Origin of the sequence: Pseudomonas sp. AA-38 (assembly GCF_029457475.1) — a bacterium.
Classification (GTDB): domain Bacteria; phylum Pseudomonadota; class Gammaproteobacteria; order Pseudomonadales; family Pseudomonadaceae; genus Aquipseudomonas.
Window position 1 is genome coordinate 1,712,501 of the sequence record NZ_CP120359.1, and the last position, 25,848, is coordinate 1,738,348.

20 protein-coding genes are annotated in these 25,848 nt (G+C 63.5%); 10 read left to right on the forward strand and 10 right to left on the reverse strand.

The window, feature by feature from the left end:
* The first annotated feature begins 134 nt into the window (after window positions 1-134).
* The 4 genes from bglX to PVE35_RS07905 all read left to right on the forward strand — a co-directional run bounded on the left by bglX (window position 135) and on the right by PVE35_RS07905 (window position 7,486).
* Window positions 135-2,429, forward strand: a complete 2,295-nt coding sequence (gene bglX, locus PVE35_RS07890; RefSeq protein WP_268182522.1) for a beta-glucosidase BglX — start codon at window positions 135-137, stop codon at window positions 2,427-2,429.
* Window positions 2,430-2,665: 236 nt separating this feature from the next.
* On the forward strand, window positions 2,666-4,225 hold the full coding sequence (locus tag PVE35_RS07895; RefSeq protein WP_277374298.1) for a glucan biosynthesis protein G: 1,560 nt from the start codon (window positions 2,666-2,668) through the stop codon (window positions 4,223-4,225).
* On the forward strand, window positions 4,218-6,764 hold the full coding sequence (mdoH, locus tag PVE35_RS07900; RefSeq protein ID WP_268182526.1) for a glucans biosynthesis glucosyltransferase MdoH: 2,547 nt from the start codon (window positions 4,218-4,220) through the stop codon (window positions 6,762-6,764). The genes PVE35_RS07895 and mdoH overlap by 8 nt, the downstream gene beginning before the upstream one ends.
* Window positions 6,765-6,952: 188 nt before the next feature.
* Complete coding sequence (locus tag PVE35_RS07905) at window positions 6,953-7,486, forward strand: cytochrome b (RefSeq protein ID WP_277374299.1); 534 nt, start codon at window positions 6,953-6,955, stop codon at window positions 7,484-7,486.
* A 267-nt stretch (window positions 7,487-7,753) separates the two neighbouring features.
* On the opposite strand, the gene PVE35_RS07910 is transcribed toward PVE35_RS07905, so the two are convergent.
* The 4 genes from PVE35_RS07910 to PVE35_RS07925 form a co-directional block, all read right to left on the reverse strand.
* Entirely contained in the window at window positions 7,754-8,149 is a 396-nt protein-coding gene (locus PVE35_RS07910; RefSeq protein ID WP_277374300.1) for a GFA family protein, read from the reverse strand.
* Window positions 8,150-8,217: 68 nt separating this feature from the next.
* Window positions 8,218-9,405: an MFS transporter gene (locus tag PVE35_RS07915; protein WP_268182534.1), complete on the reverse strand. Its 1,188-nt coding sequence runs from the start codon at window positions 9,403-9,405 to the stop codon at window positions 8,218-8,220.
* Window positions 9,406-9,511: 106 nt separating this feature from the next.
* Entirely contained in the window at window positions 9,512-10,411 is a 900-nt protein-coding gene (locus tag PVE35_RS07920) for a LysR family transcriptional regulator (protein WP_268182535.1), read from the reverse strand.
* A gap of 20 nt (window positions 10,412-10,431) precedes the next feature.
* Window positions 10,432-12,342 (reverse strand): DEAD/DEAH box helicase, encoded by a 1,911-nt coding sequence (locus tag PVE35_RS07925; protein WP_277374301.1) that lies wholly within the window; start codon window positions 12,340-12,342, stop codon window positions 10,432-10,434.
* Between the two features lie 149 nt (window positions 12,343-12,491).
* Between PVE35_RS07925 and PVE35_RS07930 the strand changes: the two genes are divergently transcribed.
* A complete protein-coding gene (locus PVE35_RS07930; protein ID WP_268182540.1) occupies window positions 12,492-13,385 on the forward strand; it encodes a DMT family transporter in 894 nt (297 codons plus the stop codon).
* A gap of 58 nt (window positions 13,386-13,443) precedes the next feature.
* Here the strand turns inward: PVE35_RS07930 and mnmC are convergent, their stop codons facing one another.
* Window positions 13,444-15,405, reverse strand: a complete 1,962-nt coding sequence (gene mnmC / locus PVE35_RS07935) for a bifunctional tRNA (5-methylaminomethyl-2-thiouridine)(34)-methyltransferase MnmD/FAD-dependent 5-carboxymethylaminomethyl-2-thiouridine(34) oxidoreductase MnmC (RefSeq protein WP_277374302.1) — start codon at window positions 15,403-15,405, stop codon at window positions 13,444-13,446.
* A 288-nt stretch (window positions 15,406-15,693) separates the two neighbouring features.
* On the opposite strand from mnmC, the gene pap reads away from it, so the two are divergent.
* A complete protein-coding gene (gene pap, locus PVE35_RS07940) occupies window positions 15,694-17,181 on the forward strand; it encodes a polyphosphate:AMP phosphotransferase (protein ID WP_277374303.1) in 1,488 nt (495 codons plus the stop codon).
* Window positions 17,182-17,326: 145 nt separating this feature from the next.
* Window positions 17,327-18,514: a thiolase family protein gene (locus PVE35_RS07945; RefSeq protein WP_277374304.1), complete on the forward strand. Its 1,188-nt coding sequence runs from the start codon at window positions 17,327-17,329 to the stop codon at window positions 18,512-18,514.
* 156 nt (window positions 18,515-18,670) lie between these two features.
* Here the strand turns inward: PVE35_RS07945 and PVE35_RS07950 are convergent, their stop codons facing one another.
* From PVE35_RS07950 to pyrC, 3 genes are all read right to left on the reverse strand, one after another.
* Window positions 18,671-18,889 carry a bacterioferritin-associated ferredoxin gene (locus tag PVE35_RS07950; RefSeq protein WP_277374305.1) on the reverse strand — a complete coding sequence of 73 codons (219 nt, stop codon included), beginning with the start codon at window positions 18,887-18,889 and terminating at the stop codon, window positions 18,671-18,673.
* A 1,048-nt stretch (window positions 18,890-19,937) separates the two neighbouring features.
* Window positions 19,938-20,612 (reverse strand): ribonuclease T, encoded by a 675-nt coding sequence (gene rnt, locus PVE35_RS07955; protein WP_277374306.1) that lies wholly within the window; start codon window positions 20,610-20,612, stop codon window positions 19,938-19,940.
* Window positions 20,609-21,655 (reverse strand): dihydroorotase, encoded by a 1,047-nt coding sequence (gene pyrC, locus PVE35_RS07960; protein ID WP_277374307.1) that lies wholly within the window; start codon window positions 21,653-21,655, stop codon window positions 20,609-20,611. Before pyrC ends, rnt begins: the two co-directional genes overlap by 4 nt.
* Before the next feature lie 195 nt (window positions 21,656-21,850).
* Here pyrC and PVE35_RS07965 point away from each other — a divergent pair, with 195 nt between their 5' ends.
* The 3 genes from PVE35_RS07965 (at window position 21,851) to gloA (ending at window position 24,819) form a co-directional block, all read left to right on the forward strand.
* Window positions 21,851-22,744 (forward strand): OmpA family protein, encoded by an 894-nt coding sequence (locus PVE35_RS07965; protein ID WP_277374862.1) that lies wholly within the window; start codon window positions 21,851-21,853, stop codon window positions 22,742-22,744.
* A gap of 250 nt (window positions 22,745-22,994) precedes the next feature.
* Window positions 22,995-24,212: an argininosuccinate synthase gene (locus PVE35_RS07970; protein WP_268182555.1), complete on the forward strand. Its 1,218-nt coding sequence runs from the start codon at window positions 22,995-22,997 to the stop codon at window positions 24,210-24,212.
* Window positions 24,213-24,426: 214 nt separating this feature from the next.
* The gene (gene gloA, locus PVE35_RS07975; protein ID WP_277374308.1) at window positions 24,427-24,819 is read left to right on the forward strand and encodes a lactoylglutathione lyase; all 393 of its coding nucleotides are present in this window, start codon (window positions 24,427-24,429) and stop codon (window positions 24,817-24,819) included.
* A gap of 56 nt (window positions 24,820-24,875) precedes the next feature.
* Here gloA and PVE35_RS07980 read toward each other — a convergent pair whose 3' ends face one another.
* A complete protein-coding gene (locus PVE35_RS07980) occupies window positions 24,876-25,055 on the reverse strand; it encodes a hypothetical protein (RefSeq protein ID WP_004423730.1) in 180 nt (59 codons plus the stop codon).
* A gap of 109 nt (window positions 25,056-25,164) precedes the next feature.
* Window positions 25,165-25,803: an endonuclease III gene (gene nth / locus PVE35_RS07985; protein WP_003245598.1), complete on the reverse strand. Its 639-nt coding sequence runs from the start codon at window positions 25,801-25,803 to the stop codon at window positions 25,165-25,167.
* Window positions 25,804-25,848: the final 45 nt, after the last annotated feature.

Consider the following 25,848-nt stretch of genomic DNA (forward strand, 5'->3'; position numbering starts at 1 on the left):
CGCCAGTCCTTCGCGATAAAAAGCGCAAGTCTGTGCAAGTGAATAATTTTTCCTTCGCCGCAACGCGCGATGCCTTGAGTCGGGGTATCTTGGCGGCCACTCGAACAATGACTCCCGGTTGGATGCTGCCCTCGATGAAACCACTGCGCTCGTTCGCTCTTGCCTCTCTGCTCTGCCCCCCCATTCTCGCCCTGGCTGCCCCCTCGCTGGATGACAAGGATGCCTTCATCAACGACCTGATCGGGCGCATGACGCTGGAAGAAAAGGTCGGTCAGCTGCGCCTGATCAGCATTGGCGGCGACATGCCGCGCGAGCGTATCCGTGAGGAAATCGCCGCCGGGCGCATCGGCGCCACCTTCAACTCGGTGATCCGCCCGGAGAACCGGCCCATGCAGGAAGCCGCCATGCGCAGCCGCCTGGGTATTCCGATCTTCTTCGCCTACGACATCATCCATGGTCATCGCACCACCTTCCCCATCGGCCTCGGTCTGGCTTCGAGCTGGGACATTCCGGCCATCGAGAACAGCGCGCGCATCGCCGCCTTCGAGGCCAGCGCCGACAGCCTGGACATGACCTTCGCGCCCACCGTGGATATTTCCCGTGATCCGCGCTGGGGGCGCACTTCCGAGGGCTTCGGCGAGGATCCGTATCTGGTGTCGAAGATCGCCGCCGCCATGGTCAAGGGCTACCAGGGCGACGATCTGAGTTCGCCCCAGCACATCATGGCCAGCGTCAAGCACTTCGCTCTGTACGGCGCGGTGGAGGGGGGGCGTGACTACAACGTGGTGGACATGAGCCCGATGCGCATGTACCAGGACTACCTGCCGCCCTACCACGCGGCTATCGAGGCCGGTGCCGGCGGGGTGATGGTGGCGCTCAATGCCATCAATGGCGTGCCGGCTTCGGCCAATACCTGGCTGCTGCGTGACCTGCTGCGCCGCGATTGGGGCTTCAAGGGCGTGGCGCTGAGCGATCACGGTGCCATCACTGAGCTGATTCGCCACGGTGTTGCTTCAGATGGCCGCGAAGCTGCGCGCCTGGCCATCACCGCAGGCGTTGGCATGAGCATGGCCGACACCCTGTACGATCAGGAGCTGCCGGGTCTGGTGCGCGACGGCGTGGTGCCGCAGGCGGTGCTCGACGAGGCCGTCAGCCACGTGCTGAGCACCAAGTACGAACTCGGCCTGTTCCATGATCCTTTCCGCCGCATCGGCCGCGCCGAGGACGATCCGGCCGACGTCAATGCCGAAAGCCGCCTGCACCGTGCCGATGCTCGTGCCATGGCGCGCGATTCCCTGGTATTGCTGGAAAACCATGGTGACACCCTGCCGCTGAACAGGAACGCCACCGTTGCCCTGATCGGCCCGCTGGCCGACTCGCCGGTGGACATGCTTGGTAGCTGGTCGGCGGTCGGCGTGGCCGAGCAGGCGGTGACCCTGCGCAAGGGTATGGAGACGGCCCTCAAAGGCCACGGCAAGCTGCTCTATGCCGTCGGTGCCAACGTCACCGATGACGCCCATGTGATCAACTACCTCAACCAGCTCAACTGGGATCGCCCGGAAGTGGTGCTGGACAAGCGCACGCCGCAGGAAATGCTCGAAGAGGCCGTGCGCGTCGCGACTCAGGCCGACGTCATCGTCGCTGCCGTGGGCGAGGCGCGTGGGATGTCGCACGAGTCCTCCAGCCGTACTCGCCTGGATCTGCCCGACAGTCAGCAGGCCCTGCTGCGTGCCCTCAAGGCCACCGGCAAACCCCTGGTGCTGGTGCTGATGAACGGCCGGCCACTGGCGCTCGGCTGGGAGAAGGAAAACGCCGACGCCATGCTGGAAACCTGGTACAGCGGCATCGAAGGCGGCAACGCCATCGCCGATGTGCTGTTCGGCGACCACAACCCGTCGGGCAAGCTGCCGATCACCTTCCCGCGTTCGGTGGGGCAGATTCCCACCTATTACAACCATCTGCGTCTGGGCCGCCCTTACACTCCCGGCACGCCGGGCAACTACACCTCGCAGTATTTCGAGGAGCCCAACGGCCCGCTGTATCCGTTCGGCTACGGTTTGAGTTACAGCGACTTCCAGCTTTCGGCACCGAAGCTGTCCGCCGAGCGCATGGGGCCTGACGAAAAGATTCGTGTCAGCGTGACCCTGAAAAACGCTGGAAGCCGCGCCGGTGCTACGGTCGTGCAGCTCTATCTGCGTGACGAGGCCGCTTCGGTGATCCGTCCGGTTAAGGAACTCAAGGATTTTCGCAGGGTCAAGCTTGAGGCAGGCGAGGCGCGTGAGCTGAGTTTCGACATCGACGAACCCATGCTGCGTTTCTACGATGCCAGCCTGCGCCATGTCAGCGAGCCAGGTGCTTTCCGTGTTCAGCTTGGCCTGGATTCGGAGACCGTGCAGGAGGCCCGTTTCGAGCTATTGCCGCGCCGTTGAGGGGGCGGCTCAAGGAGGCGAAAAATATACCTGTGTGAGCCCCTGTGCTGGGCATCGCGATCTGGTAATAATGCGCAGAAAAAACGTGCATGCTATTGGCCAGCATTCGTCTGTGTCAGCATGCCGTTTCTGCGTTTTCCCTTGCACCATTTTCGCCCAACTTTGATCCCCGTGCAGCGGCAACCCGTGGGGTGCTCGCTGCGCGTCAATCCGTATGCCTTGGAGGCTGTGTGTCAATGAGTCGTCGTTCTGCAACCCGTCTGGGCAAGACCGGCCGGTTGATTCTGAGTACTTTGCCCTTGTTGTTTGCCGCACACGCATGGGCTTTCGACCTGGATGATGTGGCCGTCAAGGCCAAGGCGCTCGCCGCAGAACGCTACAGTGCCCCGCAAAGTCGGCTGCCTGCTGCTTTGCGCGAATTGCCTTTCGCCGATTACCAGAAAGTCCGCTTCCGTGAGGATCATGCACACTGGAGAGATGGCAAGACGCCCTTCCAGCTGTATTTCTTCCATCAGGGCATGCACTTCGACGTGCCGGTGAAAATCAACGAGGTGACCGCCACGGGCACCCATGAAATCAAGTACTCGCCGGAGATGTTCGATTTCTCCGACCTCAAGCTCAACCCGGACGACCTCAAGAATCTGGGCTTTGCCGGCTTCAAGGTCGTTCACCCCCTGAACGAGGCGGGCAAGCAGGACGAGGTGATGAGCGTGCTTGGCGCCAGCTATTTCCGCATCGTCGGCAAGGGCCAGGTCTATGGCCTGTCCGCCCGCGGCCTGGCCATCGACACCGCACTGCCGTCCGGCGAGGAGTTCCCGCGCTTCACCGAGTTCTGGATCGAGAAGCCGCAGCCTGACCGTGGCACCCTGCTGTTTTACGCTCTGCTGGATTCGCCGCGTGCCACCGGCGCTTACCGCATGGAGATCGACCCGGGCCGCGATAGCGTGCTCGACGTGCAGGCCAAGGTCTATCTGCGCGAGCCGGTGGAAAAACTCGGTATCGCGCCGCTGACCAGCATGTACCTGTTCGGTGCCAACCAGCCCTGGCCGCGTCCCAACTACCGCCCCGAGCTGCACGACTCCGATGGCCTGGCCATCCATGCCGGCAACGGTGAGTGGCTGTGGCGCCCGCTGAACAACCCCAAGCGCCTCAATGTCAGCAGCTACCGTATCGACAACCCCCGTGGCTTTGGTCTGATGCAGCGCGGCCGCAGCTTCGCCCAGTACCAGGACCTCGACGACCGCTACGAGCTGCGTCCCAGCGGCTGGGTGGAAACCGTGGGGGACTGGGGCCCGGGCCAGGTCGAGCTGGTGGAAATTCCCACGCCCGATGAAACCAACGACAACATCGTCGCGCTGTGGCGCCCGGATCAGCAGCCGGCCCCCGGTGAGGCGCTGGACGTGCACTACCGCCTGCATTTCAGTCGCGACGATGCCAAGCTGCATGATCCCAAGCTGGCCATGGTCACCCAGACCCGTCTGTCCGAGGGCGACGTGAAACAGGCCAACCTGATCCGTCAGCCCGATGGCAGCACCGCCCTGGTGGTGGACTTCGCCGGCCCGGTACTGGCTGAACGCAAGCCCGATGCGCCCATCGAGCCGCAGATCAGCGTCGACGGCAACGCCGATATCGTGGAGAAGAATCTGCGTTACAACCCGGTGAGCAAGGGTTGGCGCCTGACGCTGCGGGTCAAGGTCAAGGATCCGGCGCAGCCGGTGGAAATGCGTGCTGCCCTGATCGAGGACGGCAAGCCCCTGTCGGAAACCTGGAGCTATCAGCTACCTGCCCATGAATAAGTCCCCCGATGCCACGTTGATCCAGGAGTACCTGGAAGAACTGCCCCTGGACCAGGCTCAGCAACAGGAACTGGAGCGCCGCCTTGAGGAGGGCGGCGATCTGGCCGAGCTGCACCATGCCCTGCAGGCCCCTGAAGCCGCCTCGCCGGTGGTGGAGGAGGAAACCCGGGAACTGCTCGAGTCGGTTCCCGTGCGCCTGTCCATGGCTTGGCCGGACGCCATGGAGCGTGGCTGCCGCCTGGTGCAGGATCACCAGGGGCGGCCGACCATCGAGTCGACCCCGCCGATCAAGCGCACCCGCATGGTGCCCGAGCCCTGGCAGACCAACATCCTCGAGCGCGGCTGGTGGCGCCTGAAGAGCGGCCAGCATACGCCACGCCCGCGTACCCGCGAGTCGGAGGACTTCAGTGAGGAGCACTGGCGTCATGTGGCCGCGGTGCGCCGTGCCGCCCTGATGGTGCTGATGATCGTGCAGACGGTGGTTGCCACCTGGTACATGAAATCGGTGCTGCCTTATCAGGGCTGGTCGCTGGTGGATCTGCGCCTGGTGTTCGAGCAGCCCTGGCTGGAGTCGGCGCGGCAGATCCTGCCTTACGTGGTGCAGACCAGCATCCTGGCGCTGTTCGCGTTGCTGTTCTGCTGGGTGTCGATGGGCTTCTGGACAGCCTTGATGGGGTTCTTCCAGTTGCTCAAGGGGCGTGATCGCTACAGCATTTCCGCCACCTCCTGCGGCGATGAGCCAATTTCGCCCAAGGCCCGTACCGCGTTGGTCATGCCCATTGCCAACGAGCACGTGCCACGCGTGTTCGCCGGCCTGCGTGCCACCTTCGAGTCGCTCAAGGCCACCGGCCAGCTCGAGCATTTCGACTTCTTCGTCCTCAGCGACAGCAACGATCCGGACATCTGCGTGGCCGAGCAACAGGCCTGGATGGAGCTGTGTCGTGAGGTGGAAGGCTTCGGCCATATCTTCTACCGCCGTCGCCGGCGCCGGGTGAAGCGCAAGAGCGGCAACATCGATGACTTCTGCCGGCGCTGGGGCAGCAACTACCGCTACATGGTGGTGCTCGACGCCGACAGCGTGATGAGTGGCGAATGCCTGACCCGCCTGGTGCGCCTGATGGAGGCCAACCCCGGTGCCGGGATCATCCAGACCGCGCCGAAGGCTTCGGGCATGGACACCCTCTATGCCCGGTTGCAGCAGTTCGCCACGCGCGTCTACGGCCCGCTGTTCACCGCCGGCCTCAACTTCTGGCAGCTCGGTGAGTCGCACTACTGGGGCCACAACGCGATCATCCGGGTCAAACCCTTCATCGAGCACTGTGCTCTGGCGCCGTTGCCGGGCAAGGGGGCGTTTGCCGGGGCCATCCTCTCCCACGACTTCGTCGAGGCTGCGCTGATGCGCCGTGCCGGCTGGGGCGTGTGGATCGCCTACGACCTGCCTGGCAGCTACGAAGAACTGCCGCCGAACCTGCTCGACGAGCTCAAGCGCGACCGGCGCTGGTGCCATGGCAACCTGATGAACTTCCGCCTGTTCCTGGTGCGCGGCATGCACGCGGTGCACCGCGTGGTATTCCTCACCGGCGTCATGTCCTACCTCTCGGCACCGCTGTGGTTGCTGTTCCTGGTGCTGTCCACCTGCCTGCTGGCGATCCATACGCTGATGGTGCCGGAGTACTTCCTGCAGCCCAACCAGCTCTATCCACTGTGGCCACGCTGGCAACCGCAGGAGGCCGTGGCGTTGTTCTCGGCCACCATGACCCTGCTGTTCCTGCCCAAGCTGCTCAGCGTGCTGCTGATCTGGATTCAGGGCGCCGAAGCCTATGGCGGGCGCATGCGCGTGCTGCTGTCGATGTTGCTGGAGGCCTCCTGCTCGGTGCTCCTGGCGCCGGTGCGCATGCTGTTCCACAGTCTGTTCGTCACCGCCGCCTTCCTCGGCTGGTCCGTGCAGTGGAACTCGCCGCAACGGGTGGATGACTCCACGCCCTGGAGCGAAGCGTTTCGCCGGCATGGCTCGCAGGTGCTCATCGGCCTCGGCTGGACGGCGCTGGTCGCCTGGCTGAACCCCGACTTCCTCTGGTGGCTGGCGCCCATCGTCGTGTCGCTGATCCTCTCGCCGGTGGTGTCGGTGCTCACCAGCCGTACCGCGCCCGGTCTGGCAGCGCGGCGCGGCAAGCTGTTCCTCATCCCGGAGGAGCACGAGGTGCCGCGTGAGCTGAGCAACACCGCTGAATACGAGCGCCTGAACAGCGCGCGGGCGCTGCGCAAGGGCTTCGTCCGGGCAGTGGTCGACCCGCTGTACAACGCCCTGGTCTGCGCCATGGCCCGTGCCCGCCATGCCAAGGTGGTTCCGGCCGCCGAAGCGCTACGCGACGAGCGCATCGAGGAAATCCTTGCCGCCGGCCCCGAAGGCCGTGTCGAAGCGACGCGCTGGCGTCTGCTCAACGACCCCGACGGCATGGCCCGCCTGCACGCCCGTATCTGGCAGGAGCCGCAGCACCATGCCTGGCGCGAGGCCCGCGAAGCGTTGCGCGAAAGCTGATGGCCCGGCGAGCCCTTGCCATTGCCGGCAAGGGCTCGCTGCGAGGCTTTTACGACATACTCGCTAACATCTGAATTCGCCTCTGTGACTCAGGCTTGGGCACCCTTGCCTGTGGCAAAGGTATTTGCCGCGGTCAGGTCGTTCCAGCCTGGCAGCGATTTCGTCGATGACATTGAAGAGGAACCACGATGTCGAATCTGCATGATTGCGCGCAGCGCTATGGCACCGTCACCCGTCTGCTGCACTGGAGCATGGCTGTCCTGCTTGGCTGGCAGTTCGTGACCGTGCTGGCACATGTGCTCTTGCCGGACAGTGCGCTGGACTCCTTCGCCTGGAGCACGCATAAGGCAACCGGGCTGCTGCTGATGATCCTGGTGGTGATTCGCCTGGGGTGGGCGTTCTACAGTCGCAACCGGCGGCCGACAGCGGTCAGTAGCCTGGCGCGGCTCGGCCACCTGACGCTCTATGGCCTGCTGTTCGTGATTCCCTTTATCGCGTTGCTTCGTCAGTACGGCTCTGGCCGCGAGTTCGTGGCCTTCGGCATGACCCTCATGCCGGGCTTCAGCGACGGCAAGATCGAATGGATGATCGCGCCGGCCAGCCTGCTTCACGGCAACCTCGGCTTGCTGCTGCTGGCACTTATCATCGGCCATGTGGCGATGGCGTTCATCCATCGTCACCAGGGCGGCGAAGACGTGCTGGCACGCATGATCGGGAAATGATCCTGCTCGTCTATGGCGAATGTCTTACACGTCATGACGGTAAGCGCCACTTCTGCCATCCCGGTGAGATCTCTAATCTACACACATCCCCTGCAGCGATGGATCGCTGAGGATCACGGAAGATGACCAGGCCAAGATGGCTACCGACAGGATGTTGGATGGTTGGGAAGAAACCCGCTTCGGCGGGTTTTTTGTTGCCTGCCGTTTTTGCCACCATGTATGGCGGCAAATGTGCGGGCCGCCCCATGGCACGCTGCGTGTCAGCCTTCAGTCCTGATCCGGTTGTTGCAAGCACCACCAGCGGGGGCGGCTGGAAACGTAGGAATGGTATTGCGGCGCCAGTGCTTTGCGTTTGTGGGAGTCGAAGACGCCCACGGCAATGGCCAGCGTCGGTTCGTCGTCGATGGCGCCGATGGTGCTGCCGCACACCGGGCAGAACGCCCGGCTCGACCACTCCGACGAGCGCCAGGTGGCCGGTGCTCCACCTGGGCCGATCCACTCGACCTGGTCGGCGGCGAACTCGACCCAGCTCTGGGTCAACGCCCCGGAGTGGCGCTGGCACATCCGGCATGAGCAGGTGTGCGGCCGCAGCGCCTGGCCTTTGGTGGCGAAGCGGATGTTTCCGCACAGGCAGCCGCCTTCGTGAATCTTCATGGTTGCCATGGCAATGCCTCCTTAATCCTGGCCGGGCTTCGTACCGCGAGTGAAGCACAGTCGCTCGGCGGGTGTGATCACCTGCCGCTGCGCAGAAAGCTACCCAGGGCCAGCAGCGGCAGTGCGGCGGCCAGCAAGGCCGTGCCTTGCCAGCCGAAGCGCTCGTAGATCGGGCTGGCCAGCGCCGAGCCGATGGCGCCGCCAATGAAGATGCTGGTCATGTACAGCGCATTGAGGCGGGCGCGGCTCTGCGGCTCCAAGGCGTAGATGGTGCGCTGGCCCAGCACCATGCTCATCTGCACGGCGAAATCCAACACGATGGCGGTAGCGACCAGGCCGATCCAGCCCAGCCCATGGTTGAGTAGATTGGGGGCGAAGGCCAGCGGGGCCAGGATCAGTGCCACCAGGCTGGCGCGCCAGGTATGGCCGGCATCGGCCAGGCGCCCGGCAATGGGCGCCGCAACTGCGCCGATGGCACCGGCGAGGGCGAACAGGGCGATGTCCTGTTGGCTCAGGCCCAGATGACGCGCCAACTCCAGCGGCGCCGCCGTCCAGAACAGGCTGAAACTGGCGAACATCATGGCCTGGTAGAGCGCGCGGCGGCGCAATGTGGGATAGCGGTGCAGCAGGTGCGCCAGCGAAGCCAGCAATTGCCCGTAGCTGGCGCGATGGCTGGGGACATGGCGTGGAATGGTAGTGGCGATCACCAGGGTGATCAGCAGCATCAGGGCAGCCGCCATCAGGTATACCGCACGCCAGCCGAACTCACCGGCCACCAGGCTGGCCAAGGGGCGAGCCAGCAGGATGCCCAGCAACAGGCCGCTCATGATATTGCCCACCACGCGGCCACGGCTGGCCTCCGGTGCCAGGTTGGCGGCCAGGGGAATCAGCATCTGCACCGAAACCGAACTCAAACCGATCAGCAGTGCCAGACCGAGGAACAGATCCGGCTGCTTCGCAAAGGCCGCTGCAAGCAGGCAGAGCAGGGCGGCGGCAGTGGTGATCAGCATCAGCCGGCGGCTTTCCAGCAGATCCGCCAGCGGCACCAGAAACAGTAGACCCAGGGCATAGCCGATCTGCGTCAGTGAGACGATCAGGCTGGCGCGCTCGGCGCTCAGGCCGACATCCGGAGCGATCAGCTCGATGATCGGCTGGGCATAGTAGAGGTTGGCGACTATGGCACCACAGCACAGGGCGAACAGCAGCACCAGGGCTTGTGGCAGGGATGGAGATTCGTGGGTGAGCGAGGAACTCTGGCTGGTCATGCTGGTATCTCGGCGAAAGGGAAGGCAGGCGCAAGGTTAGGGATGTGGCGCCAGGCGGAGAATCCACTCGTCCAGCAACAGTGCGTTGCGCAGTGCGCAAAGACTTTCAGCCTTGCAGCAACGCCTGGAGGAATTCACTGAAGGCGGCGATGCGTTTCGAGCCCCGATGATTGGGCAGATACAGTAGATGAATGGCACCGTCGTGGGGCCCAGGGGCCACTTCATGTTCGGGTAGTAGGCGCTGCAGCTTGCCGCTTTCCACATCCTCACGCACTAGCCAGTCCGCCAGCAGTGCGACCCCCTGGCCGGCCAGGGCCGCCTGGCGCAGGATATCGGCGTTGTTGCTGTGTAGGCGCCCTGTGATGGGCACCTGTAGCGTCGTGCCGTTCTGCTCGAAGCGCCAGTAACGGGTCGCTCTGCCATAGTCGAACTGCAGACAGGTGTGTGCCTGGAGTGCATCCGGATGGGCGATGGGTGAGGTGCGAGCGAGATATTGTGGGCTTGCCACCAGCCAGCGCCGGAAACTGCCGACGCGCTGGCTGACCACGTCGTCGCTGACGATGGAAGAACCCAGGCGCAGGGCCAGGTCGATACGTTCGCCGAGCAGGTCGACCACTTCATCGGTGACCCGCAGGGTCAGTTCCAGTTGTGGGTGGCGGGTGAGCAACTCGCCCAGGTGCGGAGCGACGATGCGTCGGGCGAACTCCACCGGCATGCTCACCGCGAGGTGGCCACGCACTTCTTCACCCTTGTCGGCCACGGCGGCATCGGCTTCGTCCAGCGCATCGAGGATGGCCAGGGCGCGCTCGAAATAGTCCCGTCCGGCCTCGCTGACGCTGACCTGGCGCGTGTTGCGGTTGAGCAGCACGCAGCCCAGCTCCTGCTCCAGGGCGTTGACCGTGCGGGTCACCGAGGAAGTGGCCAGCCCCAGTTGCCGCGCCGCAGCGGAAAAGCCACCGCAGCGGACGGTGGCGACGAAGGTGCGCAGAGCCAGCAGTTTGTCCATGGAAAATCCCGAAGTGCCGATCAGTCCGCAGCTTGCGCGATTGCCCGGCTGGCTGCCAAGCATTGCGTAGCGCCCTGAGCCTTGCGCGTGTACCACAGCACCCGACTCACGCCACGGGTGATGGCCACGTAGGCCAGGCGCCTGGCTTCGTCCTGCATGGCCTGGTCGTAGCTCTGGCGGAAAAAGCCGCACTGGGCATAGAGCGCGTTGCGCAGCGGGTGTTTATCCACCGGTAGGCAGTCATCGAGGATGATCGCCACCTCGGCCTGCAGGCCCTTGGCGCGGTGGATGGTCAGGGTTCTGACCGGCAGTGTCTTGTCCAGTTGCGCGCGCACCTGCTGCAAGGGTTCGTTGCGCCGGCTGAGCAGTAGCACGGCGGTGCGATCCGCGTTGCGACGCTGGCTGACGTGCTGGCACTGCGCGGTGATTTCCTTCAATAGTGCCGGCAGTCCGCTGGCCAGGTCGAAGCGCAGGATCAGCTTCACACCATGATCGCCCGGTTGCATGGCCCTGGCCGCGATGCAGGTCTTGCCCTGTTTGGTCTGAACACCTGCCAGTACCTTTTCGCCGTCGCGGATTACTGGCTCGATGCTGCGGTAGTTGGTGCTCAGCAGCAGGGTGGTGCTCTTGCCGCGTCCACGGCTGGGGAAGTGCCGGTCGAAGTCGATGAACAGCTCCGGCGAGCTGCCACGCCAGCCGTAGATCGACTGCCAGTCATCGCCAATGGCCATCAGGCTGATGCGCTCGCCCGCGCGGTGCAGGCGGCGGTGCACGGCCTGCAGCCACAGCACGATCTGTGGCGAGATGTCCTGGAACTCGTCGATCAGCAGGTGGCTCAGGGCGAGCAGGGCCGGGCCAGGCTTGCCGTTGTCGGTGCTCAATCCTTCGCTCAGTTGCGCGAAGGCACCGTTGAAGCACATCAACCCCTGGCTGTGCAGCAGGTTAGTGAAGTGCTGGTGGAAGCGTTGCATGGCTTCGATGACGTCGCGTTCGCGCGTGGCGCAATCCAGGCTTTTCACGTCCAGGCGATCGAGGCGGATGCCGAGGCTCTCGGCGAAATCGATCTGCCCGTGCAGCAGCTCGAACAGCGGCAGGGCGGCGAATTCGCCGGGCAGTTTGCAGGTATCCAGCGGCGCTTTGGCTTTGCCCTTGGGAGGCTCCTCGGGAGCGGGCAGCTCGAGCAGGCGATGAGTCAGGCCACGAAAGCGCGCATCATCGGCGTAGGCATGCTGGTAAGCCTGCTTGAGCAGGCGCTGCTGCGCAGGGCGCAGGCGCCCACCAGCTAACGGGTTGTCCGGTTCGTCGCTGGGGTCGTCCAGTTGCTCGAACCAGCGCGGGTTGTCCAGGCGCTCCTTGGCCAGCGTCGCCATGGCCGCGTGGAAAGTGCGCACGCACTGGCGCGCGTCGTGCGGGTAGTGCCAGAAGTCGAGCAGGCGTTGCAGGCGTTCGCGCAGTTCGTTGCAGGAGGCGTTGGTGAAGGAGATCACTGTCAGGCGCTGTGGCTCGACCTCCAGGTGGCAGAGCAGGAACACCACACGCAGTACCAGAGTGCTCGACTTGCCCGAGCCGGCGCCGGCGAAGATGCGCGCCAGCGGGGCGCGGCAAAGAATCATCGCCCACTGCTCGTCCGATGGTGCACCGATCAGCCCGGCGCTCACCGCCTGGGCCACGCGCTCGCGCATGGCCTGCACCTGCGCCTCTTCGATCTTCAGCCGGGTGCTGGGGTAGATGCCGGCGGGGCCGGGTTTGCCGCCGGTGGCCTTGCTGCCGCTTTTCTTGTTGGCGGTAGATTTCTTCTTGCTCTGCTTGCGCACGGGCTTGCGTGGCTGCGCGGCCTCGCGCTCGGCGCGCAGGTAGGCGGTGGTGCGGGGGAAATAGCGGGCGAGGGTGGTGGACAACAATTGTTTGTAGCGCGCGACGGCAGAAAGCATGCGGTGAAGATGACCTGGCTGACGAAATCCGCATGATAAAGCTTCGCGCGCGATGGCAGGCAGTGATGGCGCTTTGAAAAATGCGCAACTTCATGCAAGCGCAGGGTGCGCGCCGGCTCCAGACTGTGCCCAGTCCTGGAGAACACTTGATGAACCTGTCTCTGTACCTGCTGACCGTCCTGATCTGGGGCACCACCTGGATCGCCATCAAATTACAGATGGGCGAGGTGGCCGTGGCTGCCTCCATCGCCTATCGCTTCGCCCTGGCCGCGGCCGTGCTGTTCGCCATGCTCTGCTTCAGTGGTCGCCTGCAGCCACTGGATCGTCGTGGCCAAGGCATTTGCCTGGTACAGGGGCTGTGCTTGTTCTGCCTCAATTTCCTGTGCTTCTACACTGCCAGCCAGTGGATTCCGAGCGGGCTGATCGCGGTGATCTTCTCCACTGCAACCCTGTGGAATGCGATCAATGCGCGGCTGTTCTTCAAGCAGCGCATCGCCGCCAATGTATTGCTCGGTGGTGCGTTGGGGCTGGTCGGTCTTGGGCTGCTGTTCTGGCCGGAGCTGGCCGGGCACGAGGCCAGCCGCGAAAGCCTGCTGGGCATCGGCCTGGCGCTGTGCGGCACGTTGTTCTTCTCTGCCGGCAACATGCTCTCCAGCCTGCAGCAGAAGGCTGGGCTCAAGCCGCTGACCACCAATGCCTGGGGCATGCTATATGGCGCCTCGATGTTGGTCGTGATCTGCCTGGTCAGCAGCACGCCGTTCGCTTTCGAGTGGAATCTGCGTTATGTCGGCTCGCTGCTGTACCTGGCGATTCCCGGCTCGGTGATCGGTTTTACCGCCTACCTGACCCTGGTCGGACGCATGGGGCCGGAGCGCGCGGCCTACTGCACCGTGCTGTTCCCGGTGGTGGCGCTAAACATCTCGGTATTCCTGGAAGGCTACCAATGGACAGCCCCGGCGCTGCTTGGCCTGGGGTTGGTGATGCTGGGTAACGTGCTGGTGTTCCGCAAGCCCAGGCCGGTGCTTGTCGAGGCTAGGGTTTAATGGCTGGATCGATTCGGTGCGCACGGCGCACCCTACGCGCCAACTTGCGCACCGTCGATCAACTCCCGCGAATCAACGTGCGCAGCATAAAGCGATTGGGGTGGCTGGCCTCGGCCACGTCGCGCGGCACTGGCAGCGGTTCGTCCTCCAGCCAGGCGGCGATCAGCTCGCCCGACAGTGGCGCGGTGATCAAACCGCGCGAGCCGTGGCCGCTGTTGATATACAGCCCCGGCAACCAGGGGCAGGGCACATCCGGCATCTGGCGGGCATCTTTGGCCAGCACGGCGTAGGCCTCGGCGAATGCCGACTGCTCGGCCAGCGGGCCTACCAACGGCAGGTAGTCAGGGCTGGTGCAACGAAAGGCGGCGCGGCCTTGCAGGGTGGCGGGGTCGAGCGCCTGGGCATCCAGGCGTTCGGTCAGATCAGGGGATATCTCCCGCAGCAGGTCGAGGTTGCCGGCATGCTCGGCCACGCTGGGGGCAAGGTCATCGCTGTGGAAGTCGAAGCTGGCGCCCAGGGTGTGCTCCCCAGCACGCACGGGCGCGACGTAACCTTCGGCGCAGACCACGGTACGCAGCGCGCTGCTGGCCTCGCTGGCCGGCAGGCGGCTGATCTGCCCGCGAATGCGTTTGAGCGGCAGGTTCGCTTGTGGCAACAGGCGGCCGATCTCGGCGGCGCAGGCCAGCACCAGAGCGGGCGCCTCGGCTAGCACGCCGTTCTGACCTTCGACGCGCCAGTGGTCATCCTGTCGGCTCAGGCTCAACGCCTCCTGATAGGGGCGCAGTTCGATCAATGGATGCTGCACCAGGTATCGGCACAGTGCCGGCGGGTGCACCCAGCCGGCATCCGGGTAGAACAGGCCACCGGCCGGCAGGCCGATGCCGGCGCGCTCTTCGGCTTCGGCCTGGGGCAGCGGCAGCAGCAGGTCGCTGGGGAAGGCGGCGGCCAGTTTGCCCTGGCGCTCGGCTTCCTTGGCATCGAAGGCCAGTTGCAGCACGCCGCAGGCATCCCAGTCAGTGCCATGTTGCAGGCGTTCGAGCAGGCGGCGGGTATGGCCGAAACCGGCGACTATCAGCCGCGACAGCGCGGTGCCATGGGCCGACAGCTTCAGATAGAGCACCCCTTGCGGATTGCCCGACGCCTCGCGGGCGACATCGTCGTGACGCTCCAGCAGGGTTACGCTCCAACCCCGTGCGACCAGGCTCGTCGCAGTGGCACAGCCGGCCAGGCCGGCGCCAATCACCACGGCCCGGCGCTCGCCGGCCGGTAGTGCCGGGCGGGCGAACCAGGGGGCAGGGCGCTGGGCCGGTTCGCCCTGGAAGGGGCCGGCGAGCATCTCACGCTTGTGGCCGAAGCCCTTGACCCGCACCACAGCAAAACCTGCCTCGATCAGCCCGCGCCGAACGAAGCCGGCACTGGTAAAGGTGGCCAGTGTCGCGCCCGGTGCCGACAGCCGCGCCAGCTCGGTGAACAGCGCCTGAGTCCACATTTCCGGGTTCTTCGATGGGGCGAAACCATCGAGGAACCAGGCGTCGACCTGCGCATCGAGCTGCGGCAGGCATTCGAGCACGTCGCCGATCATCAGCGTCAGCACCACACGACCGCCGCCCAGCAGCAGGCGCTGGAAGCCAGGATGGATGGCGCGGTACTGCGCCAGCAACTGCTCGGCGTAGGGCGCCAGTTCCGGCCACAGGTTCAGGGCGCGTTGCAGATCCGCCTGGGTCAGGGGGAATTTCTCCACGCTGACGAAGTGCAGCCGCGCATCGCCTGGAGCGTGCTCGGCGAAGGCCTGCCAGGCGCAGAGGAAGTTGAGCCCGGTGCCGAAGCCGGTTTCGCCGATCACCAGTCTTCCACCGGCCGGCAGGGCCTGGCAGCGTTCTATGATCTGGTTATGGGCGAGGAAAACGTGGCGGGTCTCCTCCAGGCCATTGGCGCGGGAGAAATACACGTCGCCATAGCTGCGCGACAGCGGCTGGCCGTGTTCGTCCCAGTCGAGCTGGGCGTTGTGAGCATCGGACATGATGAGCTTCCGGTAAAACAGGCGGCGATTCTAGCAGGCTGTTGAAAAACGTAGGCGAGGCAGCCAGTGCAAGGCAAAAACAGCCGAAAAAGCGCAGTTTACGTGTTGTAAATGAGCATTTTGAGGCTGTTTTTAACGTAGCAATGGCAACGCAGGTAGTTTTTCAACAGCCTGCTAACCGCTGCGCCGGTCGTTTACCCGGCGCAGGTCAATTCGTGTCGAGCCGCCGTCAGGCAAAGTCGCCGCCTATCCGTTAGGCTGTCATGACCATTCCAGGGAGGCCATTGCATGTTCGAGTCCGCCGAAATCGGCCGCAGTATCGATAAAGAGACGTTCGAGGCCGAAGAGCCGGCGCTGCGCGAGGCCTTGCTGGAGGCACAGTACGAGCTCAAGCAGCAGGCGCGTTTTCCGGTGATCGTGCTGATCAACGGCGTCGAGGGCGCCGGCAAGGGCGAGACGGTGAAACTGCTCAACGAGTGGATGGATCCGCGGCTGATTCAGGTCAGCACCTTCGATATACAGACCGATGAAGAATTGGCGCGGCCACCGGCCTGGCGCTATTGGCGACAGTTGCCGCCGAAAGGGCGTATGGGTGTGTTCTTTGGCAACTGGTACAGCCAGATGCTGCAGGGCAGGGTGCATGGCCACTTCAAGGATGCCGTGCTGGATCAGGCCATCGACGGTGCCGAGCGCCTGGAGCGCATGCTCTGCGACGAGGGTGCGTTGATCTTCAAGTTCTGGTTTCACCTGTCCAAGCAGCACATGAAGGCGCGCCTCGAAGCGCTCAAGGACGACCCGCTGCATAGCTGGCGCATCAGCCCGCTGGACTGGCAGCAGTCGAAGACCTACGACAAGTTCGTGCGCTACGGCGAGCGTATCTTGCGCCGCACCAGTCGCGACTACGCGCCCTGGTACGTGGTCGAGGGTGTCGATCACTATTACCGCAGTCTCACCGTCGGGCGCATTCTGCTCGAAGGTCTGCAGGCGGCGCTGGCCAATCCGCAGGGCGCGAAGTTGCAGCCACATTCGGCGCCGCTGGTCTCCAGCCTGGACAATCGCGGTTTGCTGGCCAGCCTGGACATGACCCAGGCACTGGACAAGGACGACTACAAGGAACAACTGGCCACCGAACAGGCGCGCCTGTCCGGCCTGATGCGTGACAAACGCATGCGCAAGCACGCCTTGCTCGCCGTCTTCGAGGGCAACGATGCCGCTGGCAAGGGCGGCGCCATCCGCCGCGTCACGGGCGCGCTGGATCCGCGTCAGTACCGTATCGTGCCGGTGGCGGCGCCGACCGAAGAGGAACGCGCTCAGCCCTATCTGTGGCGCTTCTGGCGGCATATCCCAGCGCGCGGGCATTTCACCATCTTCGACCGTAGCTGGTATGGCCGGGTGCTGGTGGAACGGGTCGAGGGCTTCTGCAGCCAGGCTGACTGGTTGCGTGCATACGGTGAGATCAACGACTTCGAGGAGGAGCTGACCAACGCCGGGGTGATTCTGCTGAAGTTCTGGCTGGCCATCGATCAGCAGACGCAACTGGAGCGCTTCAAGGAGCGCGAGAAGATCCCCTTCAAGCGCTTCAAGATCACCGAAGAGGACTGGCGCAACCGTGACAAGTGGGACGATTACGCCGATGCCGTGGGCGATATGGTCGACCGCACCAGCACCGAGATCGCGCCCTGGACACTGATCGAGGCCAACGACAAGCGCTTCGCTCGGGTCAAGGTACTGCGCACCATCAACGAGGCCATCGAAGCGGCGTTCGCCAAGGATTGATGCTCTGTCGCGCTGATCGACCCGGATTGCATCCGGGCTACGCCCCTGCATCGGCCCGTATACGCCAGATCAATGATGGTCGCAGCATGTGCTCGGCTGGATTTATCTTCTCGCCATTCGCCATCCAATAACAACGAGGTGCGTCATGCGTGAAGTGGTGATCGTCGACAGCGTGCGGACTGGCCTGGCCAAGTCCTTCCGTGGCAAGTTCAACATGACTCGGCCGGACGACATGGCCGCCCATTGCGTCGATGCGTTGCTGACGCGCAACGGCATCGATCCGAAGCTGGTCGACGACTGCATCGTCGGTGCTGGCTCCAATGAGGGCGCGCAGGGCATGAACATCGGTCGCAACGTCGCGGTGCTGTCACGCCTGGGCAACCCGGTGGCGGGTATGACGCTGAACCGCTTCTGCTCCTCGGGCCTTCAGGCCATTGCCATCGCCGCCAATCAGGTAGCCTCCGGTTGCAGCGAGATCATCGTCGCCGGTGGCGTCGAGTCCATCACCATGACCTTGAAAAGCATGAATATGGACAACCTGTTCAACCCGCTGCTGCAAGAGGAAAACCCCGGCATCTACTACCCCATGGGCAAGACCGCGGAGATCGTCGCCAACCGCTACGGTATCAGCCGCGAAACCCAGGACGCCTACGCCCTGCAGAGCCAGCAGCGCACGGCGCGGGCGCAGGCTGAAGGCCTGTATGCCGACGAGATCGTGCCGATGGCGGTGAAGTACCTGCTCGAAGACAAGGCCAGCGGCGAGAAGAAGATCGTCGAGGGGGTGGTCGAGGCTGATGACTGCAACCGCCCGGACACCACCCTGGAATCCCTGGCCAAGCTGCAACCGGCATTCGACCCGGCCGGCAGTGTCACCGCCGGTAATGCCTCGCAACTGTCCGACGGCGCTTCCATGACTCTGGTGATGAGCCTGGAGAAAGCGCTGGAGCTGGGCCTCAAACCCAAGGCCTACTTCCGCGGCTTTACCGTGGCCGGCTGCGAGCCGGACGAAATGGGCATCGGCCCGGTATTCTCGGTACCCAAGCTGCTTGCGGCCAAGGGCCTGAGCGTGGCCGACATCGACCTGTGGGAACTCAACGAGGCCTTTGCTTCGCAGTGCCTGTACTGCCGCGACAAGCTCGAGATCGACAACGACAAGTACAACGTCAATGGCGGCTCCATCTCCATCGGCCACCCCTTCGGCATGACCGGCTCGCGCCAGGTCGGCCACCTGGTGCGCGAGTTGCAGCGCCGCGAGCTGCGTTACGGCATCGTCACCATGTGCGTGGGCGGCGGCATGGGCGCCACAGGGCTGTTCGAGGCCTATCGCGGATAGCCTGATCAAAGCGCTGCTGCGCGTCGGCCAAACGACATTGAAAAGATCCTAGAGGGCCAGCCTCACCTGGGCGGCCCCGTCTGAGCAGGCTCTGAGGCGAACGGCAGGCATAAAAAAACCGGATCCATGATCCGGTTTTTTCATATTCAGGGACGATCAGGCGGCGACGAAGTTCGCCGGGTAGGCGAGGCCCGCCTGGCTGCTCTGCACTTCGGCGATGCTTTCGCGCACCACCTGCTTGGCCAGGCAGGCGCACTTGCCGCACTGGCTGGCGATGCCGAGGGCGCCGCGTACTTCGCGGTAGCTGCAGCAGCCTTCATAGACCGCTTCGCGGATCTGGGTATCGGTGACACCTTCACAGAGGCAGACGTACATGGGCAAGGCTCGTCTAGGTTGTTCTGTTCGATGGCTCGGATACTAATGTTAATGAGAATGCTTGTCAAAGATCGGTTGCGAATGCTCGCATCTCCTGACGAACGGTATTGCTCCGCTGTTCAGGCATGAAAACAGGTTTATCGCATTTTCAGGGGAATGCATGGTTGACACTGGATTGGCAAGTTTGTGTGGTGTTTTGGACGCCGCTGCGGTGTGTGCAGAAACTCCCTGTTTCGCCCCCTCGGGCGACTCACTTTTCTTTGAAATGCGCAAAGAAAAGTAAGCAAAAGAAACGCACCCCCGCCATCCGGGTCTCGCTGTGCTCGACTTCCCTCACTCCGGCACCGCTCCGGGGTCGGCTTACAAGGGCCGTCCCTGGCCCTTTAAGCCTCTCGCGGCATCCATGCCACTCGCCCCCTGCGCAGCGCCTACGTTCGGCCTCCTGAAGGGGGAGTTAGCGCGCCTGAACGTACATCGGTTTCGGGCATGCCCGGCGTGCTCTGGTAGCTGTGGAGCCGCGATTTGGCTGCCGAATTAAACCAAAACTTTCATTCGCGCAGTTTCATTCGCCTGGGTAGCATGCCGGCTTTCAGCCGGCATCCCGGTCAGCCCTAAGGCTGACCCATGTGCAACCACTCAGTGCTACTTCTGGGTTACCGCTGGTTCAGGCGCGTGCAGAGCCCGCCCAGGAGGGTGAGCGGAATCGTCGTGGAAGAGGTTGAGCGACATGGATGTCGCGAGAGCCGCGATGGGCCAAGGATGGCCCACCGCGGCGGGCCTCTGGAACGGCGATGGAGTGAACGAACCCTGGCGCAGCCAGGGCCGGATGACCGGGCGGAGGTTTTGGTTACTTTTGCCCCAAAAGTGACTCGCCCGGGAGGGCGAAACGAGAGATATCAGCAGACGCCGATAAGCAGCTTGAATACTTAACCCCCGAGCACTCACACAAACTTGCCAGTCCGGCGTCAATACTGATTTTCCCGAGATTCCGCGCACATGAAAAAACCGGCCTCAGCCGGTTTTTTCATGTGCGCGAGAGAGGAGGGGATTACTGATCGAATTCGTCCCAGCCGCCCATTTCCTTCCAGCGGTTGACGATGCCGCAGAACAGCTCGGCGGTCTTCTCGGTGTCGTAACGGGCCGAGTGCGCTTCCTTGCCGTCGAATTCGATGCCGGCGGTCTGGCAGGCCTTGGCCAGCACGGTCTGGCCATAGGCGAGACCGGCCAGGGTGGCGGTGTCGAAGCTGGAGAAGGGGTGGAAAGGGTTGCGTTTGATGCCACAACGCGCCACCGCGGCATTGAGGAAACCCAGGTCGAAGCTGCTGTTGTGCCCGACCAGAATCGCGCGCTTGCAGCCGGCGGATTTGATCGACTTGCGTAGGCCCTTGAAGATCTCGCCGAGGGCATGCTCTTCACTCACCGCCATGCGCAGCGGATGGTCGAGCTTGATGCCGGTGAACTCCAGCGCCGCCGCTTCGATATTGGCACCCTCGAAGGGCTCGATGCGGAAGAAATGGGTGTGATCCGGGTAAAGGAAGCCGCTCTCGTCCATGGCGATGGTGGTCGCGGCAATTTCCAGCAAGGCGTCGGTGGCACAGTTGAATCCACCGGTTTCCACATCCACCACCACCGGCAGGTAGCCACGAAAGCGCGCCGCCATGGGCGTGCGCGGGCCGGCCGGCAGGCTGGGTTCGAGTTCGTCGTCGTAGTTGTCTTCGCTCACGCCTGAGCCTCCAGCAATTTCCAGCGCAGGGTTTCGCCAGCGCGCAGCGGCACCACGCTGTTGTCGCCCAGCGGCAGGCTGGCCGGCACGCTCCAGTCTTCACGCACCAGGGTGATGCTGTCGCTGTTGCGCGGCAGGCCATAGAAATCCGGGCCGTGGCAGCTAGCGAAGGCTTCCAGCTTGTCCAGGGCATTGCGCTGCTCGAAGGCCTCGGCATACAGCTCAATGGCCGCGAACGCGGTGTAGCAGCCGGCGCAGCCGCAGGCGGCTTCCTTGGCGTGCTTGGCGTGCGGCGCCGAGTCGGTGCCGAGGAAGAACCTGGTGTGGCCGCTGGTGGCGGCGTCGAGCAGGGCTTCCTGGTGGATGTTGCGTTTGAGGATCGGCAGGCAATAGAAGTGCGGGCGAATGCCGCCGACCAGCATGTGGTTGCGGTTGTACAGCAGGTGATGAGCGGTGATGGTGGCGCCGACGTTGGCCGAGGCGGCCTCGACGAACTGCACCGCATCGCGGGTGGTGATGTGCTCGAACACCACCTTGAGCGTCGGGAAACGCTCGACCACGCGGGTCAGGTGCTCGTCGATGAAGGCCTTCTCGCGGTCGAACACGTCGATCTCGGCGCGGGTCACTTCGCCGTGCACCAGCAGCAGCATGCCGACTTCGGCCATGGCTTCGAGCACCGGGAAGATCTTGTCGATGCTGGTGACGCCCGAGTCGGAGTTGGTGGTGGCGCCGGCCGGGTAGAGCTTGGCGGCATGCACGAAACCGCTGGCCTTGGCCGCACGCACATCCTCGGGGCTGGTGTTGTCGGTGAGGTAGAGCACCATCAGCGGATCGAAGCGGCTGCCGGCCGGGCGTGCTGCGAGAATGCGCTGGCGATAGGCATCGGCTTCGGCGGCATTGCGCACCGGCGGTACCAGGTTGGGCATGATGATGGCGCGGCCGAAAGTGCGCGCGGCATCGCCGACTGTGTGTGGCAGCACCGCGCCATCGCGCAGGTGAATGTGCCAGTCATCGGGACGCAGAAGAGTCAGACGGTCGGACATGGGGGCTTCCAGGCGGGTAAAACGTGGCCGCATGGTACCTGAAAAGCGCCGCTTCGCGCTCGCGCCAGCGCGACAATCGCACGCAGGGGGTCAAGTTTCCGCGCGCCTGACCGATACCCCGTGAGAATGCCGTGAACCGCCGTGGAGTCGACCGTGCGTGCGCCCAATTACCTTCTGATCAGCCTGCTGGCCGGCATGCCCCTGTGCCTGCCGGCGCATGCCATCAGCTTCCAGACGCGGCTGGAGAAGGTGGAGTGGACGGTCGAGGGCGACAAGTTCGAGTGCCGGTTGAGCCAGCCGATCAGCAATTTCGGCAGTGGCGAGTTCGTGCGCCGGGCTGGCGAGCAGGTCACCTTCCGCCTCAAGGTGCGCGAACGCTGGCTCGGTAACGGCTCGGCGACCCTGTTGGCGGCGGCGGCGCCCTGGCAGCCGGGGCGTGGCGACATCAACCTCGGCATGGTCAGCGTCGCCAGCGGCGAGGTGCCGTTCAACAGTTCGCAGGAGCAGGGCGCACGCCTGCTTACCGGTTTGCTGGAGGGGCGCAGCCCGGTGGTGCGCCATCGCACCCTCAATGGTGGTGACAGGCTGGAAGTGCGTCTGCTGCCGGTGAAGTTCCACAAGGCCTACGAGGACTACGAGGCCTGCACCGCCAAGCTGCTGCCGGTGAATTTCGACCAGATCCGCCTGGCGCAGATCGGCTTTCCCGGCGGTGGTATCGACCTCGACCCGATGGCCAAGGCCAAGCTCGATATCATCCTCGACTTCGTCAAGGCCGACCCGACCATCAACAGCTTCCAGATCGACGGCCACGCCGACAACAGTGGCAACCGCCTGACCAATCGTGACCTGTCGCGGCGGCGCGCGCTGGCGGTGCAGGAATACCTCAAGGCCCATGGCATTCCCGTCGAGCAGATCACCGTGCGCTTCCATGGCGAGCGTTATCCATTGGTGCCGAACACCAGCGAGGCCAATCGCGCGAAGAATCGCCGGGCGACCTTGCGTCTGGACCGTGTGCCGCCGGCCGAGGCGCCGCAGCAGAGTGCACCGGCCCCGACACCGGCCGATCCCCCCGGCAGCCAGCCGTCCTGAAGCGCTTTGGCGTCGCTTCGTCAACTCTGCCGGTACAGACCGTGTGAAAACGTAGCGAGCGAAGGTCAGGCAAGGCAAAAAACGGCGAGAAAGCGCAGTTTACGAGTTGTAAATGAGCATTTTGAGCCGTTTTTTAACGCAGCATGGCCGAGCGCAGTAGTTTTCACACAGTCTGTGTCGCGCCCCTGTAAATTGGGTCGCTTGGCCAGTAGAATCACGGGTTTTACCGTACAACCCGTGGAGTGATGGCATGGCGGACGTCAAAAAGGTAGTTCTGGCCTATTCCGGTGGCCTGGACACCTCGGTGATCCTCAAGTGGCTGCAAGATACCTATAACTGTGAAGTGGTGACCTTCACCGCCGATCTCGGCCAGGGCGAGGAGGTCGAGCCGGCTCGCGCCAAGGCCCAGGCCCTGGGCGTCAAGGAAATCTACATCGACGACCTGCGCGAAGAGTTCGTGCGTGATTTCGTCTACCCGATGTTCCGTGCCAACACCATCTACGAAGGCGAGTACCTGCTGGGTACGTCCATCGCCCGTCCGCTGATCGCCAAGCGCCTGATCGAGATCGCCAACGAGACCGGCGCCGATGCCATCTCCCACGGCGCCACCGGCAAGGGCAACGACCAGGTGCGTTTCGAGCTGGGCGCCTATGCACTGAAGCCGGGCGTCAAGGTCATCGCGCCGTGGCGTGAGTGGGATCTGCTGTCGCGCGAGAAGCTGATGGATTACGCCGAGAAGCACGCCATCCCGATCGAGCGCCACGGCAAGAAGAAGTCGCCGTACTCCATGGATGCCAACCTGCTGCACATCTCCTATGAAGGTGGCGTGCTGGAGGACACCTGGACCGAGCATGAAGAAGACATGTGGCGTTGGACCAAGTCGCCGGAAGCGGCGCCGGACACCCCCACCTACATCGAGCTGAGCTACCAGGGCGGTGACATCGTTGCCATCGACGGCAAGGCGATGACCCCGGCGCAGGTGCTGGCCGAGCTGAATCGCATCGGTGGCGAGAACGGCATCGGCCGTCTGGATATCGTCGAGAACCGTTTCGTCGGCATGAAGTCCCGTGGCTGCTACGAGACCCCCGGCGGCACCATCATGCTCAAGGCTCACCGCGCCATCGAGTCGATCACCCTCGACCGCGAAGTGGCGCACCTGAAAGACGAACTGATGCCGAAATACGCCAGCCTGATCTACAACGGTTTCTGGTGGAGCCCGGAGCGTCTGATGCTGCAACAGATGATCGACGCTTCCCAGGCCAACGTGAACGGTGTGGTGCGCCTGAAGCTGTACAAGGGCAACGTCATCGTCACCGGCCGCAAGTCCGACGATTCGCTGTTCGACGCCAACATCGCGACCTTCGAGGAAGATGGCGGCGCCTACAACCAGCAGGACGCGGCGGGCTTCATCAAGCTCAACGCCCTGCGTATGCGCATCGCTGCCGGCAAGGGCCGCAAGCTGGTCTAACAGGCTGTTGAAAAACTACCTGCGTTGGCAATACTGCGTTAAAAACGGCCTCAAAATGCTCATTTACAACTCGTAAACTGCGCTTTTTCGGCCGTTTTTGCCTTGTCTTGCCTGCCTCGCCTACGTTTTTCAACGGCCTGCTAAGCTGAAATTCTTGCCTCACAAGGACCCCGGCCAAGTGCCGGGGTTCTGCTTTCCAGAAGAGGAAAACCTGATGAGACTGCTGCATACCATGCTGCGCGTGGGCGACTTGGACAAGTCCATCGCCTTCTATACCGAAGTGCTGGGTATGACTCTGCTGCGGCGCAAGGATTATCCGGACGGCCAGTTCACCCTGGCCTTCGTCGGTTATGGCGACGAGGCGCACAACAGCGTGATCGAGCTGACCTACAACTGGGGGGTGGACAGCTACGAGCTCGGCACCGGCTACGGCCATATCGCCCTGGAGGTCGAGGACGTCTACAAGGCCTGCGAGGACATTCGCAGTCGCGGCGGCAAGATCACCCGTGAGCCGGGACCGATGAAGCACGGCACCAGCATCCTGGCTTTCGTCGAGGATCCGGACGGTTACAAGATCGAGTTGCTTTCGCCGTCGCGCCGCGACTGATCGACAGATACGAAAAGCCCCGCAAGTCGCGGGGCTCTTTCCGTACGATTCGATACTCAGATATCGAAGTCATATTCGGCTAGCTGTTTGTGCAGGCGGCGTTCTTCGAGGAAGTTGTCGATGATGCGGCGCTTGGTTAGGTTGGTCTTGGCGACTTCCACCGCAGGCTCGGCATCGTCTGCATCGTCCGCGACAAAGTCTTCGTCCAGCTCGAGGTCTTCTTTGTCTGTGCTCATTTTTCACTCCAGGCCAGCTACCAGGGCCATTTGCGCACCTTATAGCGACAAAAAATGAGCGGGTAAAAAAGATTTTTTCAATCAGATGATCGCTGGATTCTATATCCGATCAATCGTCGGAGGTCTTGGCCTTGTACTCGCACAGATCTTCGATACGGCAGGCGCCACAGCGCGGTTTGCGCGCGGTGCAAACGTAGCGCCCATGCAGGATCAGCCAGTGGTGGGCGTCGAGCAGATAATCCTTGGGCACGAACTTGAGCAGCTTCTTCTCCACCTCCACCACGTTCTTGCCGGGCGCGATGCCGGTGCGGTTGCTGACGCGGAAGATGTGCGTGTCCACCGCCATGGCTAGCTGACGGAAGGCGGTGTTGAGCACCACGTTGGCGGTCTTGCGGCCGACGCCGGGCAGGGCTTCGAGGTCTTCGCGGTTGTCCGGCACCTGGCTGCCATGTTTCTCGATGAGGATGCGACAGGCCTCGATGACGTTCTTCGCCTTGCTGTTGTACAGGCCGATGGTCTTGATGTACTCGCTCAAACCCTCGACGCCCAGGGCGTAGATGGCCTCCGGTGTGTTGGCCACCGGAAACAGCTTGGCCGTGGCCTTGTTGACGCTGACGTCGGTGGCCTGGGCCGAGAGCGTTACCGCCACCAGCAGCTCGAAGGGCGTGCTGTAGGCCAACTCGGTCTTCGGCTCGGGGTTGTCCTCGTGCAGGCGACGGAAGATTTCCAGGCGTTTGGCGGCGTTCATAGGGGAGCTACAAGCCTCAAGTTACAAGCTACAAGTAAAAGCAGA